Source organism: Pectobacterium betavasculorum, assembly GCF_000749845.1.
Lineage (GTDB): Bacteria > Pseudomonadota > Gammaproteobacteria > Enterobacterales > Enterobacteriaceae > Pectobacterium > Pectobacterium betavasculorum.
Map to the genome: position 1 here is coordinate 1275356 of NZ_JQHM01000001.1, position 18851 is coordinate 1294206.

Annotated in this window: 16 protein-coding genes and 1 pseudogene; 15 read left to right on the forward strand and 2 right to left on the reverse strand. The window is 50.0% G+C overall.

The window, feature by feature from the left end; translation table 11 throughout:
- The first annotated feature begins 164 nt into the window (after positions 1-164).
- On the forward strand, positions 165-1439 hold the full coding sequence (locus KP22_RS05795) for an acyltransferase family protein (protein ID WP_039323003.1): 1275 nt from the start codon (positions 165-167) through the stop codon (positions 1437-1439).
- Positions 1440-1729: 290 nt separating this feature from the next.
- Entirely contained in the window at positions 1730-2770 is a 1041-nt protein-coding gene (locus KP22_RS05800) for a DUF481 domain-containing protein (protein ID WP_039299464.1), read from the forward strand.
- A 74-nt stretch (positions 2771-2844) separates the two neighbouring features.
- On the opposite strand, the gene KP22_RS05805 is transcribed toward KP22_RS05800, so the two are convergent.
- A complete protein-coding gene (locus KP22_RS05805; RefSeq protein ID WP_039299461.1) occupies positions 2845-3531 on the reverse strand; it encodes a gamma-glutamylcyclotransferase in 687 nt (228 codons plus the stop codon).
- 476 nt (positions 3532-4007) lie between these two features.
- Between KP22_RS05805 and KP22_RS05810 the strand changes: the two genes are divergently transcribed.
- The 3 genes from KP22_RS05810 (at position 4008) to dauA (ending at position 8130) form a co-directional block, all read left to right on the forward strand.
- Positions 4008-4811, forward strand: a complete 804-nt coding sequence (locus tag KP22_RS05810) for a siderophore-interacting protein (RefSeq protein ID WP_039299457.1) — start codon at positions 4008-4010, stop codon at positions 4809-4811.
- 351 nt (positions 4812-5162) lie between these two features.
- Complete coding sequence (gene chaA, locus KP22_RS05815; protein ID WP_039299452.1) at positions 5163-6263, forward strand: sodium-potassium/proton antiporter ChaA; 1101 nt, start codon at positions 5163-5165, stop codon at positions 6261-6263.
- Between the two features lie 163 nt (positions 6264-6426).
- The gene (gene dauA, locus KP22_RS05820) at positions 6427-8130 is read left to right on the forward strand and encodes a C4-dicarboxylic acid transporter DauA (protein ID WP_039299449.1); all 1704 of its coding nucleotides are present in this window, start codon (positions 6427-6429) and stop codon (positions 8128-8130) included.
- 37 nt (positions 8131-8167) lie between these two features.
- Here dauA and KP22_RS05825 read toward each other — a convergent pair whose 3' ends face one another.
- On the reverse strand, positions 8168-8584 hold the full coding sequence (locus tag KP22_RS05825; protein WP_039323007.1) for a hypothetical protein: 417 nt from the start codon (positions 8582-8584) through the stop codon (positions 8168-8170).
- Positions 8585-8719: 135 nt separating this feature from the next.
- On the opposite strand from KP22_RS05825, the gene folM reads away from it, so the two are divergent.
- The 10 genes and pseudogenes from folM to KP22_RS05875 all read left to right on the forward strand — a co-directional run bounded on the left by folM (position 8720) and on the right by KP22_RS05875 (position 18829).
- A complete protein-coding gene (gene folM, locus KP22_RS05830) occupies positions 8720-9442 on the forward strand; it encodes a dihydromonapterin reductase (protein ID WP_039299442.1) in 723 nt (240 codons plus the stop codon).
- A gap of 304 nt (positions 9443-9746) precedes the next feature.
- Positions 9747-10484, forward strand: a complete 738-nt coding sequence (gene rstA, locus KP22_RS05835; protein ID WP_039299439.1) for a two-component system response regulator RstA — start codon at positions 9747-9749, stop codon at positions 10482-10484.
- Complete coding sequence (gene rstB, locus KP22_RS05840; protein ID WP_039323010.1) at positions 10481-11794, forward strand: two-component system sensor histidine kinase RstB; 1314 nt, start codon at positions 10481-10483, stop codon at positions 11792-11794. Before rstA ends, rstB begins: the two co-directional genes overlap by 4 nt.
- A gap of 178 nt (positions 11795-11972) precedes the next feature.
- Positions 11973-12278, forward strand: a pseudogene (asr, locus tag KP22_RS05845) (acid resistance repetitive basic protein Asr); the annotation flags it as partial.
- Positions 12279-12911: 633 nt separating this feature from the next.
- Positions 12912-13214, forward strand: a complete 303-nt coding sequence (locus KP22_RS05850) for a type 1 fimbrial protein (RefSeq protein WP_039299423.1) — start codon at positions 12912-12914, stop codon at positions 13212-13214.
- A 225-nt stretch (positions 13215-13439) separates the two neighbouring features.
- Positions 13440-14261 (forward strand): trypsin-like serine peptidase, encoded by an 822-nt coding sequence (locus KP22_RS05855; protein WP_039323017.1) that lies wholly within the window; start codon positions 13440-13442, stop codon positions 14259-14261.
- A 159-nt stretch (positions 14262-14420) separates the two neighbouring features.
- Positions 14421-14813 carry a CesT family type III secretion system chaperone gene (locus KP22_RS05860; RefSeq protein ID WP_081923358.1) on the forward strand — a complete coding sequence of 131 codons (393 nt, stop codon included), beginning with the start codon at positions 14421-14423 and terminating at the stop codon, positions 14811-14813.
- A gap of 9 nt (positions 14814-14822) precedes the next feature.
- Positions 14823-15947: a T3SS effector HopA1 family protein gene (locus KP22_RS05865; RefSeq protein WP_039323021.1), complete on the forward strand. Its 1125-nt coding sequence runs from the start codon at positions 14823-14825 to the stop codon at positions 15945-15947.
- 229 nt (positions 15948-16176) lie between these two features.
- Positions 16177-17955, forward strand: a complete 1779-nt coding sequence (locus tag KP22_RS05870; protein WP_039299413.1) for a sensor domain-containing phosphodiesterase — start codon at positions 16177-16179, stop codon at positions 17953-17955.
- 46 nt (positions 17956-18001) lie between these two features.
- Positions 18002-18829 (forward strand): EcsC family protein, encoded by an 828-nt coding sequence (locus tag KP22_RS05875; RefSeq protein WP_039299411.1) that lies wholly within the window; start codon positions 18002-18004, stop codon positions 18827-18829.
- Positions 18830-18851 lie beyond the last annotated feature (22 nt).

Sequence of the window (18851 nt, forward strand, 5' to 3'; positions counted from 1 at the left end):
GCAGTTAGTGGAAATGCCATCAATGCCCCCGCAAAAGTAAACGGTTGCTAAACGACCCCGGCATTTATAGCCATTATCCTAATTAATGTGACGTTGCTCTCGTCTAAACTAGTTAGTAATCGCATTTTTCGGCTTTTACACCGAGTTTAACGTTGAGGAACAACATGAAGAAGGTCAGTAAAGAGCGATTTATCGGCCTGGAGTGGCTACGATTTTTGCTCGGCTGTTATGTGATGATTTATCACACGGTTCACATTTATCCCCAACGTGAGCGCATTCCTTTCTTGAGTGAACTCACCAGCATGGGATTCTTCGCGACCAGCACGTTCTTTGTCCTGTCGGGTTTTTTGCTCGCCCATGTGTACATTAAGGACGGACGTCTGCGTGAACCTGTCCGCCAATTCTGGGCCAAACGCTTCTTTAATCTTTACCCTATCCACATCATTGCCCTGCTGTCTTCGATTGCCGTTGTCACACTCATGCAGTGGCTGGCCGTGCCACCGGAAGGACAGGTCGCCAGCGCGCGTTTCGTCATTTATGACACCAACGATCCCGCCGCCGACCCTGAAACGTTACGCCATTACATGACGAATGCCCAGTTGGCGTTCAACGGGTTATTGCAGGTACTGATGTTGCAGGCATGGAATCCTTACTTCCTGACTTTCAATGCCCCGCTATGGTCGCTTTCTACGCTGTTCTTTTTCTATCTGGCGTTTCCACTGTTAGCCCCACGCCTGCTTAACAGCCGCCATCCATGGCTGTGGATGGGGATCATCTGCCTGCTGTATCTGCTGCCGCCGATTTGGGTAATTTGGCAACAGCAGTTCGGCATGCCGTACACCGGATTATTGCAACGTGGACCGATCTTCCGTTTGCCGGAATTTTTGGCTGGGATTTTAGGCTATGCGCTATTCCGTCATTATCGCCAGAAAGATCGCTCACCGCTGAGCAGGGGCCAGCGTTACGCTGTAGCCCTCTTCATCGGCGCAAATTTCCTTGTCGCTACCTGGCTATTTACTAAAGGCGAAGCCTATTGGTACTTCCTGCTGCACAACGGTTTACTGCTGCCAGCTCAGGTCGGATTGGTTTGCCTCAGTGCGCTGGCACGTGAACCTAACAGCGAGTGGTTGCGGCATTGGTCACCGCGACTGGGTGCAGCCTCGCTGTCTATCTTTGCGCTGCATGTTCCACTCTTCAATCTGTTCCGCACCTTGGAACAACTGGTGCGCGGTAACCCGATGGCCTGTTTCAGCGATTGGGATCAGTGTATTGCCGCCGCGGGTCAGGTACAGCTATCCATGACAGGCTATATCATTTTCCTGCTCAGTACCGTGACCCTATGCGTTCTCTTCCAGGAACGGATTGTGTTCCGCGTAAGGACGTTCTTGACTTCACGTTTCCTTAGCAACAACACATCACGCACGCAGCGTACCGCGTAGCAAGACATAGCACACGTTCTCTGGCCTGAAACAGCCTGGGCCAGAGAGCTGCACTTCACAGCCCCCTTCTCTAGCCCAAAATGTGATAAACATCTCGTTATAGCGGTTAATCATCAATAGCAATTTTTATAACTATTTACATTCTAATCAATTATCGTTTTCGGGTAGAGCATCACTCCGATTCCTGTTAATGTTTGCCGTTCCGGGCTAAACCGGTTCGTTTTATAGGCTGTACGTCTTTGTCTCTGACGGACGTCTCACTACATGTCACCACGGTTTATTTGGCAATAATGACACTATCCAAACACGTAATCTCTTCCCTCAGCCTGGTCATCGCCCTCTCCGCTGGCATTACACAAAGCCGCGCTGACACCATTTGGCTGAACAATGGCGACAAGCTCACAGGGAAAATCACGCTGCTCGACAGCGGTAAACTCTTTATCGACACTGATTATGCAGGCTCCATTTCTGTAGACTGGGATAAGGTGAAAACCTTTGAAAGCGATCATGGTCTGGTGATTCAAGGCGAACGCTACGAGAAAGGCGTACTGTATCCGGCGGTGAAGGCAGGTGAAAACCGCGCTATCGTCGCGAGCCCGTCGCTTGCTAACGAAGCAGCAGGTCCGCAAACATTGCCGCTTTCCGAAATCACCTCCATCGTGGCGCAGAAGCCGCTGGTAACCGATTTCGCCTGGAAAGGCAACATTGATGCTGGCATGTCGCACAAGAAAAGTTCTACAGAAACCGACAACTACGATGTGACGCTGAACACCAAAGCGCGTCACGATACGTGGCGACACAACCTTGATGCCAGCTACCATTTGGCAAAAGAGGATAAAGTCGAGAGCACCAAGAATGCGGCTGGCGAATATGCGTTGGATAAATTCGTAGATGAACACTGGTTCTGGCAGGGTCGTTATCAGTACAAACGCGACTGGATCGAAAGCATCAAAATCAACCGCTCTTTCGGTCTTGGTCCCGGTTATCAGTTCTGGGATAACGATTTAGGCGCGTTCTCACTGACATCGCTGGTCAACTCCCAAACGTTTGTTTATCGCGATCAGGGAGAAGATAACTTCTACTCTGGCGGGATCAAATGGGCTTATAACCGTTTTGTGTTCAGTAAATCGGTAGAAGCCTTCACCAACGGTGAACTGGGGCGTTCATTTGATGGTACTGCGCCAATCTACCTGAAAGCGGATGCTGGTTTGCGCTTCAAGCTGACCGACTGGTCTTCTATGACCATGAAAGTATCACGTACCCGTATCGACAGTAATCAAGGTAATGTTGACGACACGCTGTACACCATGGGTGTTGGCGTAGGCTGGTAATTCGGTCACGTCACATCGTCTCAAGGTGAACGGCGATATCGTCGCTCACCTCAAATATCACACCAACCTCGTCGTTATTGTCCGTTCCCTGCGGCCGAAGGACGCGGTTGTTGCAGGATACGCACCCGCTGCGCCAATTTGCTTACGCTATCATCTTCCGTACCGTGATTTTTCAGTTCTTGCTCCAGCGCAAACAGATATTGCGCATTGGTGCCGAGGGGACCGCTCGCGCGTGCAATCAACGGAGCAACGCTATGAATACAGGTATCATTTTCGTTCAATGGATGTTCCGGCTCGGAAACAAACACCAGCGCCGTCAGCGGTGTGCCGTTCTTGCGATGCAATTCGCACCAGAGCGGACGATAGCAGCCCGTCAGCATTTCACGCTTCCACAGCAGCTCTAAATCTTCACGCAATGAGGCTTCCGGCAGGCGAAAAGCTACCCCCGTCGTTTGACCACCGGGTTGCAGCGCCAGCATCCTCCCCGGCTGCGTTATTGTGCCGCGGCCAATAGTGAGGCGCAGACAAAAAGCTCGCTGCCACCCTGCTAGCGTTGCCAGACAGGTTTCTTCGGCATCAAAAACCGGGTTCCACATGAGTGAACCGTAGCCAAATACCCAAACAGGACAGCTATTGGGTCGGAGCGCAAGCGTCCTATCCAGAGAATCAGCCCGCTGTTGCGGCGTGAGCAGTAAGGTTTCTTCAATACACCCAAAAGACGTTCTACAATCTGCTTTCTGCAAAAAATCGCGTGTTAACACTACTCACCACCCCCAACCCTACTCTTTTTCTACTCATCAGACCGGCTCTCGCCCTGCGTTTAAAAATCTAACTGCTTCATCTGCCTAATTTTACAACACCATAGAACCTGAGGTTATTCATTTATATACTAAGTAATTCGAGTTTCAGGATAAAACGTTAACGTTTTGAACAACGCAAAGCGTTAGCCCACTAGGGCGAGGCATTCATAATGCCTTGTAACGCGGCAACGGGTATATCAACTTAATCGGCAATTCATCGCAAGACTTGACGCGCTCCTGTTACAAACCTCATTTTTGTGACGCCAGGAGACTGCCGCAAGCCATTCGTTTAATGTAAAAGCGCTAGCAGCGTATTTATTTCGATGGAAATGTGTTTATTTCGAGAATAATAACAACAAAGACACGAGATGATAATAGTTATCATCTCGTGTTACTATTATCCCTATACTGGAATTGACTATCCACGGAGATACTGAATGGCAACGCCGCGTCAGCCTGTTTTAGTTCAGGTTAAACAGATCCACGATATTTCCCCTCATTTACGCTGCATTACTTTTCATCATGACGCGTTGCGCGATTACCCAACCGAACGATATGGCGCACATATCAAACTCTTTCTGCCTCAGGTTGGACAGCAAAAACCGGTTCTACCTACCATCGGTGAGCGCGGCCCGATCTGGCCAGAAGGCGAAGCTCGCCCCATCGTTCGCACCTACAGCGTTCGCGCATTGCGCCCTGAGGCTGCGGAGCTGGATATGGTTTTCGCGCTGCATGAACACGCCGGGCCTGCCGTCACCTTTGCCCGTCAAGCCAAGCCCGGCGACTGGGTTGGTCTTTCACGGCCCGGTGGCCCACTCCCGATGTTGCCTCCAGCAGCCGCTTATTATCTGGCGGCCGATCCGTCATCGCTTCCTGCGCTGATGGCACTGTTAGAGAATTTGCCAGATGACGCCCAAGGGCATGCCGTGATTCGCGTCGATAGTGAAGCGGATAAACTCAATCTCGCTAAACCCTCACAGCTTCAGTTGCATTGGATCATTGGCGGTACAGACGTTACCGACACACTACTACGCTATTATCAGGCACTCCCAGCGGCTGATAATGCATTTTACTGGCTAGCGGGTGAGGATCGCATCGTGGTTCAGCTTCGTCGCCATGTACGACGCGAACGCGGGTGTGAGCGAAATCAGATGTATGCAGTACCTTATTGGCGAGAAGGGTTAAATGAAGAGGATTATCACCACAAACGCCACGATATCATGGACAATCCTGAAGAATAACCCTAAAAAATACATTTGATATTATCATCATAGGGAGAAGATATGCAGATTCTCCCCTTTCATTTAGATTTTAACTCAAAGCGTAAAAATCCGTAAAACTTCCCGCGTTCACACGACAATCTGTTATCATCTTGTTCGTTTTATTACGTTATAACTACTTTTTAGTAACCTTTTGCGGTTTATTATTGTTTTATGTCCATGAATAAATGGTTTTACGACCATCGCTAAATGGTTCTATGCTCTTAATAAATTGCTTTATGCCCTGAGTAATTCGAGTTGTTAGTGCGCTGGCTTGAAGTATGACGGGGATATTTTGCCGTATCATTCCTCTGGATAAGGAGAACTCCCGCAATGAAGTCTCATACTGAGGTGGTCAAAACTCGCCATCATGAATACTCACTCATTTTTCCTGTTATTGCGCTGGCCGTACTCTACATGTGGAGCAATTCACAAGATTTTGTCGCTATTCTCGGCATCAACGCCCTTGCGCTAGCCGGGATACTTTTCAGCGCGTTTAGCGTGGTGCGTCACGCTGACGTGCTTGCACACCGCTTGGGTGAACCCTACGGTTCACTCATCCTCAGTCTATCTGTCGTCATTCTCGAAGTCAGCCTGATTTCAGCGCTGATGGCTACCGGTGACGCAGGTCCAGACCTGATGCGCGACACGCTCTATTCCATTATCGTCATTGTCACTGGCGGCCTGGTAGGTTTCGCCCTCTTGCTCGGCGGTCGCAAGTTCGCCACGCAGTACGTCAACCTCAGTGGTATCAAGCAGTATCTGATGGCGATCTTCCCATTGGCCGTGATTGTGCTGGTTTTCCCCAGCGCTCTGCCCGAGGGTAATTTCAGCGTAACACAGTCGCTGATTGTGGCCGCCATCTCTGCAGCAATGTACGGCGTTTTTCTGTTGATTCAAACGCGTACGCACCAAAGCCTGTTTGTCTATGAACATGAAGACGAAGGTGACGGCGACGATCCGCACCATGGCAAACCGTCCGCACACAGTTCACTGTGGCATACTGGTTGGCTTCTGGTTCACTTGATTGCTGTTATTGCAGTAACCAAGATGAATTCCATGCCGCTGGAAACGCTGCTGACCGAAATGAACGCGCCGACACAATTTACGGGCTTCCTGGTCGCGCTGTTAATCCTCTCTCCCGAAGGATTGGGGGCGATTCGCGCTGTCCTGAAAAATCAGGTACAGCGTGCGATGAACCTGTTTTTCGGTTCCGTGTTAGCGACCATTTCCCTGACGGTTCCTACTGTCACGATCATCGCTATGATTACTGGCCGTTCGCTGAACTTCGGTTTGGATATGCCGCATATCGTTGTGATGCTGTCCGTGCTGGTGCTGTGCCACATTACGTTCTCCACGGGTAGAACCAACGTGTTGAGCGGCAGCGCACATCTGGCGCTTTTTGCCGCCTATTTGATCACCATCACGCTGTAACCCCTCTGCCGACGTGGTTTTCGCCGCGTCGGCCCTACCAAATCTCACTTCTCTTGATGTATATCTGGATCTTCTGAGCGCGTCCGGCGTATCGTAAGGCTGTCGTCGACGGACCGGCAGGCCCGCCATGTTGATTTACCTTCTTACTTTGGTTTCTGCTTAGATGAAAACGCACGGAATTAACGGTGTCAGGCCGTTCAGCGCGCTGATTGATGCGTGCTGGCGCGAAAAATATACGCTACAACGTTTTACCCACGACATTATCGCTGGCGTTACTGTCGGCATCATCGCCATACCGTTGGCGATGGCACTGGCGATTGCCAGCGGCGTTCCTCCGCAGTACGGGCTGTATACCTCGGCCATTGCTGGGATTATCATCGCCGTCAGCGGCGGTTCACGCTACAGCGTATCCGGCCCGACAGCCGCCTTCGTCGTTATTTTGTATCCGGTGTCGCAACAGTACGGGCTATCCGGCCTGCTGGTCGCCACCTTGCTTTCCGGTGTGTTTCTGCTGCTGATGGGCCTCTGCCGCTTCGGCCGTTTAATTGAATATATTCCGCTTTCCGTCACGCTGGGGTTTACCTCCGGGATCGCCATTACCATCGGAACCATGCAAATCAAGGATTTCTTCGGCTTGCAGATGGCAGTCGTGCCCGAACATTACGTCGAGAAAGTGGCGGCGCTGGCACAGGCGCTACCGACTCTACATTTTGCCGATACGTTGATCGGCGCAACGACGCTACTGGTATTGATCGTCTGGCCCAGACTCGGTATCCGCCTGCCCGGCCACTTGCCTGCGCTGCTGGCAGGTGTCGCGGTGATGGGGGTCATGTCACTGCTGGGTGAAGATGTAGCCACAATCGGTTCCCGATTTAGCTATATGCTGGCGGATGGTTCGCAAGGGCAAGGGATTCCGCCTATCCTGCCGCAGCTCATCCTACCGTGGGATATTCCGTCGCCGGAGGGGAAAACGATGACGCTGGATTGGCAAAGCATTTCCGCTCTGCTACCTGCGGCATTCTCGATGGCGATGCTGGGTGCGATTGAGTCGCTGCTGTGCGCCGTCGTACTCGATGGCATGACGGGCAAAAAACACAACTCCAACGCAGAACTGATGGGACAAGGTTTCGGTAATATCATCGCGCCATTCTTTGGCGGCATTACCGCCACCGCCGCTATTGCCCGCTCTGCTGCCAACGTCCGCGCAGGCGCCAATTCGCCGATTTCGGCGGTGATTCATGCGCTACTGGTGATTTTGGCGCTGTTAATACTTGCTCCGTGGCTGTCTTATCTGCCGCTGGCAGCGATGGCTTCTCTGCTGCTGATTGTCGCCTGGAACATGAGCGAAGCACATAAGGTGGTGGATTTACTACGCCACGGGCCGAAAGACGACATTATCGTAATGCTACTCTGTATGTCATTGACCGTGCTGTTCGATATGGTAATCGCAATTACCGTGGGTATCGTGTTGGCGTCGTTGCTCTTCATGCGGCGTATTGCGCAGATGACCCGTCTGAGCGAACTGCCGGACACTAAAATACCGGATCATTTGGTATTGCGTGTTAACGGCCCGCTGTTTTTCGCCGCAGCGGAACGCATCTTCAATGACTTGACGGTGCGTAGCGAAGGCTACCAAAATATCATTTTGCAATGGGATGCCGTGCCGGTGCTGGATGCGGGCGGACTCAATGCATTCTTGCGCTTTAGCGAAACGTTGCCCGAAGGCAAACAGCTCATCATCACCGATATTCCCTTCCAGCCGTTAAAAACGCTGGCGCGGGCGAAGGTGCAACCGATTGAAGGGCGACTGAGCTTCTACGGTTCATTGGCACAGGCCATTGAGGCGACAGCGGTGCGCTCAGTGTAGCAGAAACGTAGTAGAGATAATTTGCAGGCCAGCTGTGCTAATGTTGTACGGCTGGCATTTTAAACCGGACGGACAAACGTTCATCCCTCAGCGTTAAATCCAGCACCTCGTCACACTCGTTGCCGATGGCGTTCAATTGCTCGCTCGTTAGCGCATAAGGTAGTTGGATATCAAACGCCGTCAAACCTTGCTGACGTGCCAGCGTAATCAGCCTGATGATGTTGGTTTCGTCACTCACCTGCGTAGAGAGCACCTGTAACGCCAGTACCTTCAGCTGCTCTTTCGGCGCACTCTGCCGAGCAGCAGCCATCTTGGTCACCATGCCAAAAATCGGCATCACACCGTACATTGCATCTACGAAACGCCAACGTTTGTTGCACAATGCCGCCAAATAATCCGTGTAGTCCAGACAGAGTGGTTCACTGGAACTTGTAGACTCAGGGGGGTTGTCCATATTCCCTTTTCTCCTCTTCGCCAGTGGCTTGCTGCACACTACCCTGACGGGTATAAAACCATAACCTGCGTAATTATTTCAGGTATATTGTCACGGTTCGCCCCCTTTTGACTAGCGTGTTGAGGAAACCTAATTGTGACAATTTTTTCTTCTGCTCCCGTGTTAATTACCGGTGGCGCACGGCGTATTGGGCTGGCACTGGCTCGCTCATTTCTGGCTCGTCCGACTCCGGTTATTCTCAGCTATCGCACACCCTATCCCGAACTGGAGACGCTAGAGCAAGACGGCGCTGTTTGTCTGTCCGCCGACTTTTCCACCACGGAAAACATCTATGCATTTGCTGAGAAAATCCAATCACTCACGCCGCGGTTACGTGCCATTATTCATAATGCCAGCAGTTGGAAGCCAGAAAGCCCCTCTACGCCGCCAGAACAGACGCTGGCCGCTATGCTGCAAATTCATGTCTATACGCCCTATTTGCTTAATCAACTGCTTGAACCCTGCCTGCGTGGGCAAGGTATCGCGGGCGCGGATATTATTCATTTGACGGATTACGTGGTTGAAAAAGGCAGCGAGAAACACATCGCCTATGCCGCCAGCAAAGCAGCACTGGATAACATGACGCGCTCGTTTGCCCGCAAGCTGGCGCCGGAAGTGAAGGTCAACGCCATTGCTCCCAGTTTAATCCTGTTTAATGAACAGGACGACGAAGCATATCGTCAACAGGCGCTGGAAAAGTCATTGATGAAAGTCGCACCCGGCGAAGAGGAAATTGTCCAACTGGTGGACTACTTGCTCAACAGCCGCTATGTCACCGGGAAAACGCTGGGCGTTGATGGCGGACGCGCCTTGCGTTAACACTTCGCTCATCGAGATTGCCGACGCGATTACGTCTTTCCCTGCCCCTTACGCTGTCAGGCTTATATCAGGTAGGTTGCGTACATCAGTCCATCGGTATGCAGAGCAAACACTCGGTGGTTATATCGTCCCCTTTCTCGGTAAACGGGGAGAATGGATGTAATACCGCCTAAAAAGATACGCGCCACAGCTTATCTAATTTTCGGGTAAACAAATAGTTAACACCCATTTACGCTTCATTTCTCGTTTATCACCTATCATCAAGCTATGCTATGCGTAGTGAGATGGGGATGGCGTAAATACCATGCATAAGATTGTTTTTATAGAAGATGATACCGAGGTTGGAAAACTGATCGCTGCCTACCTCGGTAAACATGACATTGATGTTCAAGTTGAAGGACGAGGCGATCGGGCATTAGCCTTTATTGAACAGCAGCAGCCCGATCTTGTGTTGCTGGATATTATGCTGCCCGGCAAAGACGGGATGACCATCTGTCGAGAGTTGCGGCCACAGTACAGTGGACCGATTGTGCTGCTGACGTCGTTGGACAGCGACATGAATCATATTCTGTCGCTGGAAATGGGTGCTGATGATTACATTCTGAAAACCACGCCACCCGCAGTATTACTCGCCCGCCTGCGCCTCCATTTACGGCAATATGCTACTGCACCACAAACGGTGGCAGAAAATGCAGCGCCCGCCACGTTGCAGGTGCATAAATCACTGCACTTCGGCCTGCTCTGCATCGACCCAGTCAATCGGGAAGTCACGTTAGGGCAAGAGCACATTGTTTTATCGACCGCGGATTTCGATCTCCTCTGGCAGTTGGCGACCCACGCTGGCCACATCATGGATCGGGATGCACTGCTGAAAAACCTGCGCGGCGTAACCTACGACGGCATGGATCGCAGCATTGACGTCGCCATTTCTCGTCTGCGTAAAAAACTGTACGACAACCCGCTAGAGCCGTTCCGTATCAAAACGGTACGTAACAAAGGCTATCTGTTTGCCCCCAATACCTGGGAGAGCATCACGCTATGAGAAAGCTGTTCGTCCAGTTTTTTCTATTGCTGTTCGCCTGTTTTGTCGTCATGACGCTACTGGTCGGGCTGGTTTATAAAGTAACGGCTGAACGCGCAGGACGTCAGTCCATGGATGACCTGATGAAAAGCTCGCTGTATCTCATTCGTAATGAGCTACGCGCGATTCCGCCCCGTGAGTGGCATAAAACGATCAGCCAGCTTGATCTAAACCTGTCGTTCAAATTGCATATCGAGCCAGTGAGTAAATACGTGCTGAGCCCCAAGAATCGGCAGCGTCTGAATCAGGGGGAGATTATCGCGCTGGATGATGAATACACGTTTATCCAACGCATCCCCCGCAGCCATTATGTTCTCGCCGTCGGCCCTATTCCTTATTTGTTCTTCCTGCACGAGATGCGGCTGCTGGATTTACTGCTGGTGATGCTCATCGGGCTGTCGCTGGCGTTGCCAGTTTTCCTATGGATGCGACCACATTGGCAGGCCATGCTAAAGCTGGAGAACGCCGCGCAGCGTTTAGGAGATGGTCATCTGGGAGAACGTATTCACTTTGATAGCACCTCAAGCCTTTTTCGGCTTGGTATCGCCTTCAACCGGATGGCGGATAACCTGAACCAGCTCATCAATAGTAAAAAGCAGCTGATTGACAATATTGCGCACGAGCTACGTACGCCGTTGGTCAGGCTACGCTATCGGCTAGCAATGAGTGACAACCTGACGGAAGACGAACAACAGGCGTTAAATCGGGATATTGGTCAACTTGAAGCACTGATTGATGAACTGTTGACCTATGCCAGACTCGATCGTCCACAGGTGACGCTGCATCTTACCAATATTGATATTCCATTATGGCTACAGGCAAAAATAGATGATTTTCGGCTGATCCACCCTGACAAGCACATCTCGCTGGACATGCCTCATTCGGCACAGATTGGTGCGCTCGATCTGCGCCTGATGGAACGGGTCCTGAATAACCTGATCGGCAATGGTTTGCGCTTCTGCCATAGCCGATTACACATCAGCCTGACGTCCGACGCCGAACAAATTGCCTGTCTGCAAGTTGAAGATGACGGTCCTGGCATTGCGCCCGAAAGCCGGGAAAGCGTTTTTGAACCGTTTATCCGTCTGGAGGCGGGGATTGAGAACAGCAGCGGCGGATGTGGGCTGGGGCTGGCGATTGTTCATGCTATCGCGCGCGCTTACGAAGGTAGCATTACCGTGGATGAAAGCCCGCTCGGCGGTGCTCGTTTCCGCTTCTGCTGGCCAGTAAAAACTGCCACAACGCAGGCCGCCATCGCCATTCAAAACTAGCCTCAAGACCGCGTTAACCCCGCTGTCTTTCAATGTATTTATCGCTCTTCCAGACTTGTACATTAGGTTACACGCCGAAACCAATCACTCACTGAAGCCGCCCTCGGTTTCTCCTATTCTCTCTTTAACGGCCCGCGTTAGGGTCACGAAACGTGAATGAGATAACGAGGAAATGATAATGAATAAAGTATTAGTTATGATCGCAGGTGCGGCACTGGGTCTGTCCTCTGTAGCATTTGCCGCGGATACCGTAACCAGCGCACCTGTTCAACCTTCTGCAACGACAACCACCTCTGCTCCGGCTAAAGCCGTTCACCATAAAAAGCAGGTGAAGAAAGCGAAACCAGCTGCTGAACAGAAAGCGCAAGCTGCCAAGAAACACGTGAAGAAAGCTAAACCAGCTCCTGCGCAGAAGGCGCAGGCTGCCAAGAAACACGTGAAGAAAGCGAAAACTGCAAAACCTGCTGATACAACACCAGCGGCGTAATCGGTAAGCACCCGCGCCTTCCCTCACCGGGAAGGCGTCACTTCTGGTTAGCTCGAGTTTGATTACGTCACTAAGGGCTTATCTCAGTGAGAGTAACGGGTAGATCGTAAAGACGCTGTAAACACATCCCTGCGCGCTCGGCGTGCGCAAACGCTTTACTCTTCTATTCCGTTACTCCCGTTTTCATTTTGGAAATAGGTTTGTCAACGGTCTCAAACACCCGGTTTACTGGGTGTTTATTTCATCGGGGGACGGGAGAATGATGCGGCGCTACTCATTTGAAATTATGTTATCTCTGATTTTACTCTGTGGAATTATCACCCTGAGTTTTTTTCTTTAATCCGCATGTTTTCTGCCTCACACAATTATTAATCACCTCGTTACTGTCCACGAAATTATTGATTGCCAGAATCCATACGCAAATAAAGCACTATTTCAATGCGATACGTCATTCATCAACAATTCGATCCTTCCTATGCAATCCGCTACAAACCCATTCGATAGATATCACAAGATAATAGAATTTCAAAAGCGTAGGTATCTGACAAAACAAAATTTTGGGAATAGTAAAGTTTTCTCATTCAGCGCCGTTTATATCATTACCCTCCAAGCAATACCGAGACATTCATAATGAAAAAAAACCTGCAAAAATTAGCCATCTTGCTCTGCATTATGGCTACTACACCGTATACATTCGCCTCGTCCTCTCCGTCGACAGGCATCATTCGCTTTTCGGGTTCCATCGTTGAACCCGTCTGTGATGTTACGACACAGTCAAGTAATGTGACGGCCAACTGCGAACGGCAAGGAAAAGTGCAAACGTTAAAAACGCAAAACAGTTCACAATACGCAGCTTTACCACAAGGCATCGGCTCCATGAGCTCGAAAACGTTGAGTTCAAATGCACGTATCGTGATCGTCAGCTACGAATAAGTCTAATGACACTGAACCGTATGTTAATGTGAAAATGCTACGCCACTTAAGATTGTGGCGTAGCATCCAATTCATATGGATGGCGATAATCAAACCACCGCCACGCCTTTTACACTCAATAACATTTTAATTTTCAGTCCCTCACCAACAAATACATCTATAGTTAATGCAACACGCTATATTTAGCGGATCAAGATGACTTTTATCATAAGGTTTACCTACTGCATGCGCATATCAGCCTGGTTGTTATGTTCATTATCCTTTATCGCCCCGCTAAGTTGGGCTGAATCCTCACTAGCAGGCTCCGCCGCGCAGAAGCAGCAACAAATCTTATTTTTCAACCACGACGATCGGGATATCGTTCCTGACACATCTGTCTGGCCGTGGCAGGCGATTGGGCAATTGGAAACCGCCAGCGGCAACCTCTGCACCGCGACGCTTATTTCCCCTCATCTGGCACTGACGGCCGGGCATTGCGTGGTCACGCCACCGAAGGGCGGCATAGATAAACCCGTCGCGCTGCGCTTTCTGGCAACAGAAAGTGGCTGGCGTTATGAAACGACGGAAATTGAAGCACTAGCGAATCAATCACTCGCCAAAAAATTGAAAGCTGACGGCGAGGGATGGATCGTTCCGCCATCAGCAGCACCGCTGGACTACGCCCTGATTCGACTGAAACAAACCCCACCGGGAATTCGCCCGCTCCCACTCTGGCAAGGCAGTCGTCAAGAATTGATGCAGGCCTTGAAAGATAACGCTCAGCGTGTCACGCAGGCGGGTTACCCAGAGGATCATCAGGAAACGCTGTATCGACATCAGGATTGCCTCATCACCGGCTGGGTTCACCCTGCTGTTATGGCACACCAGTGTGACACGCTACCTGGCGATAGCGGCTCTCCGCTGATGCTGAATTCAGCATCAGGTTGGGTGCTTATGGGTATTCAAAGCTCAGCCCCCGATGCCAGTGAACGCGATCGGGCTGATAATCGTGCGGTTTCAGTTACCGCCATTCGTCAGCAGTTGGAAACATTGGCGACCCAACGCTGACACCACCACGCCGTATCCTCTTTGTATCCCTAATTGCGGCGCTCTTCAGAACAGGCTGAACGCCGCTATTGCACGCCATTACATCGCCTGCTGCATCCCTTCAGGGAACTCATAAGTGCATTTCACTACTCACAGAAAAACAACCCACTATTTAGGTGAATGATGAGTGCACTTTTTTACGATACCTTGCTTCGCGCTTTCTGCGCTAAATCTGGCCTTCCTCCACTCAGGCCGGATAAAAGAGGCGCGTGCGATCTTATCGTTGATGGCGATATTCCCCTTCGCTTGCAACAAGATATAGCTAACCATCGCATGTTGCTGGTCGCGTTTCTGGGGGAAACACAAAACCACATGGCGAAAACGCTATTGGAGGCCAACCGTCAAGCGATACGAGATAATCAACCGATCATCGCCGCCGATCCTGAGGCTAAGCAGTACTACGCTTGCTATATCCTTGATCAAACCAGATTAACCGTCGACATCCTATCGCTCAAAGTAAGCGAACTTGTGGATTACATCCGATTCTGGCGCGATGCCAGCCGAATTGAATGAGGCATATTTATGCAACCGATTACCTCGCGTTTTTCAAATATTCAGCAGTTGCAATCATCACCAGTGGATGTCAAAAAACTGCTTGACCATGGTGCTCTGGAAGTCAATGGCAAAACCTACACTATTAGTGCCGCAGAAGGTGCCAAAATCAATGTTGAATTAGCCACCAAAGCAAAAGGTTTCTTTAGCGCGATAGAAAATATGATGAGTTCTTCCAGCGAAAGCAAAGCTATCGCTCAAATATTGGAAAGCAAACCACGCCTGCTTCGTTCGAATGCTATGCATGTATTTGATAAAAGTGCTGAGACGATAGCGTCATCAAGCCAATCGGTTAAGGATAAAATCAGCACAATACAGCCGGATAACTCACAACAGACCCTGCTCCAGTGGGCAAAACAAGCCAAAGGGACGAATCATCTTACAGAGAGTGGCATTTACAAAATTTATAAGTCGGATAAACCCAACCTGCCTGCCGTTACACCGGAAGCAGGAAAAGCGATGCTGAGTAAGTTAATACGGCTCGATGGCGTAGGTCGTGTCAATGTATTTCCACAGCAAACTGGCCCAATAGGTAAAGACTTAATGAAAGGATTTTTACAGCATAATCCCAACGCGCGTAACAGTTTTATGATGCTCAGACGGGCAGAGACTACTGACCAGGATCCTACCACGAGTAGGATCACACTTAGCGTGCATCCACGAAATGCGGCAAAATTACCAGAAATATTGCACGAAATGATCAGGGATAAAGATTACTTGCACTCAGCAAAAGTCGCGCACCCCTCTTTTTTCGGTCAAGATACCGACAGTGTCATTTTTTATCTGAACGGCCATCTGGGAGAGGCGATCAATCTGGCTAATGATCTTAAGAAACGCTTGCCACCGGATGCAGTGGTTGAACATAATCCGGCCGGCATGTATCCGCTGGCGAAAGGGTTTTCCTATGCTGAAAACGCAGAGGGTGATGTTACAAGTTTTGGCAAATCAAGAGCCAACATTATTCATAGCGCACTAACGGAAAAAACACCGGGTAATTTTGAAAAGCACCTCCATCATCAGTTGGAAGCAAAAGGTTATGATGCAAAGCACCCGGCTTTTATTAAAGACTCCCCAAGTCTGGCTATTATAAACTAATATGTATTAGCTCAGGCAGAGCCATTAGCATGGCATCCTTGATGAGTGCCATGCTCTGTTCTCTCTTCGACCACAGTCAATTGACTTCACGAAAAACCCTGAACGTACGCAAACAAACTAGTGTGTAGCTGCGGATATATAAATCCTATCTACTGTTGTTATGTTATTGTGTCGCCGTTAAATTAAATTGATGTTGTCGCGATTATTATTGCGGAAAGGAAGAGTCTACATGTTAAAACATTTGAGCCATGACGAAAAAAAACGCATGCAGACTCTCGATGACTTACAAAAAACCGATATATCTCAAGACGATATCCTTAATAAACTCACGAAAATGGCCTGCCAACTCCTGGCGACCCCAACGGCTCTCGTGACGCTAACTGGCTCCACATCTCTGCACGTTAAAGCGAAAACCCATTTTCCTTTTGACGACATGGATAAAATCGGTTCCTTCGACCATTTTACCGTACAAACTAGCCACCCTTTCGTTTGTCACGACGCCGCTCAGGATGACCGTTTTAAAGAGAGTCCTTACGTAACTGGCGAACCTTTTATCCGTTTTTATGCTGGCGTACCTCTTAAAACCAAAGAGGGCTATTGTATCGGCACGTTCAGCGTCATCGATCACGCTCCACGTACCTTCAGTAAGATCCAGTTGCGGCTACTGCACGACTTAGCGACGATTGCGATGGTATTAATGGAATATCGCAACGCGATTGGGCTGATTGATGCCGTGACGCTATTGCCCAACCGCCAGCGTCTGATTGACGATATCAGCCACATTACCGATATTCACGAGTCCTACCTGCTTATTCTGATTGATACTATCAACATTTCTTACGCCTACGAAATGGGGTGCGCGCTGGGTATGCCGACCGTAGAAGGTCTACTGAAAGATATCGGGATTTTTTTACGTCTTAGCTTAAATTCATCGGATAATCTTTACTCTGCCGCCGTCGGTCGTTTCGCCCTGCTGGTGAAAGCAGAAAAGAAAGAACAGGTTCTCGCAGAGCTTGACGCCTGTTCCGAGCGTATTCATGAGAGTATCGCCAGCCATATTCCGCTCAAGCTGGAGCTTTTCGTTGGCTATACTGAATTTCAGATTCCGGCCAAAGATCCACAGCAAATTTTGCGTGAATCGATGAGCGCATTGCGTACCGCCATTACCAAGAATATCCGTCAATTCGCTTACAACAATGAGGCAGATCAGGCACAACAAATCGCCTTTACGTTGCTCAATGAGCTGGCCAATGTGCTGCAAAACAATAAACCCGGTCTCTATTTGGTGTATCAACCAAAATTAAGCATCAAGACCAACACCGTCATTGGTGCCGAAGCGTTGATTCGCTGGCGTCATCCCGAGTTAGGTGAAATTTACCCTGACCAATTTATTCCACTAGCGGAAGGCACAACGCTGATGCGTCAGCTAACTGACTGGGTCACCCGGGAAGCAGCATGCCAAGTGAAGCAGTGGCGTCAAGAGGGGTTAACTTTCCCTGTGTCGATTAACGTTTCTGCCCGAAATTTTTCCGAAAATGACTTCATCCCGCGCCTGATCGCCATTCTGGAGAATCACGGTCTTAGGCCTCAGGACATTGACATCGAATGTGTCGAGACACAGGAAATCATCGAAAGCACCGAAACGCTAGCCACCATCCAAACGCTACAACAGCTCGGATTTACTATCGCCCTCGATGATTTCGGCACGGGGTATAGCAATTTAAGCTATCTGCGTAACATCCCCTCTACGGTGATAAAGCTGGATAAATCACTGATTAAAGATATAAAGACTGACCGCAAAAGCCGTGTCATTGTGCAATCCATTATCAGCATGCTGCACAAACTGAATTACATTGTGCTGGCGGAAGGCGTGGAAAATAAGGAAACGCTAGAACATCTGGCTCATTTTGGCTGTGATGAAGTACAAGGCTACTATTTTTCCCGACCTATCCCACCCAAGGCATTTACCACCTGGTTAGCGGCGCACTCGTCACAAACGTCTGCATAACAGCCTCGCCAAACGGACAATTTAACAAACGGTATGGAGAACGCGTATGACTCTTCTTACTTCAGAGGATGAGCTTGCCATCAGAAACGCCATAGCGTTGCTAGAAGCGCCTTCCTTTGCAATACAGGCGGCGAATTTGGTCGGAAAACCGATTGAATGGAGCCTATCGAAGTTACCGTCCATGGTGAGAAACAAAATACAAGATGTGGTTCATACTGCGCTCTACAAGGCTGTCGACGCCGCGCTCTATACGCTGAATGATGCCCCAGCGCGTGTGGCATCGCCAAAGACACATAAGCTTGCCGTCGCCGCATCCGGTGCGGTCAGCGGTTTCTTTGGTGCCGCCGGTCTGCTGGTTGAACTGCCTATCAGCACCACGATCATGATGCGTTCCGTGGCGGATATTGCCCGTAGCGAAGGTTTCTCCCTCACTGATTTATCCGTCAAAGCCGCCTGTGTGGAAGTTTTCGCGCTGGGAGGTACACAAGAAAACGACGATGCTGCCGACTCAGCCTATTACACGTCACGCGCCGTTCTGGCAGATATCACCAAGCATGCCAGCCGCGAATTAATCGGCATTGCTGGCAAGAAAAGCGCAGGGAAAGCCTCTGCCAGAATGAGCACCTCACAAGCAGGAAAAACGCTGGCAAAACTGATTGATGCAGTCGCCACCAGACTGGGGGTGACCATGACAGAAAAAATGGCCGCACAGATTGTCCCGGTGATCGGTGCCGCCAGCGGCGCAGCCATTAATACGCTTTTTATTCACCACTACCAAAACATGGCGAAAGGTCATTTCATCATAAAACGGCTGGAGCAGCAGTACGGTGAAGAGGCGATCAGGTCGGCTTACCTTGAGCTAAAAAAGCCGTAATCACCGACCTGATGTAATAAAG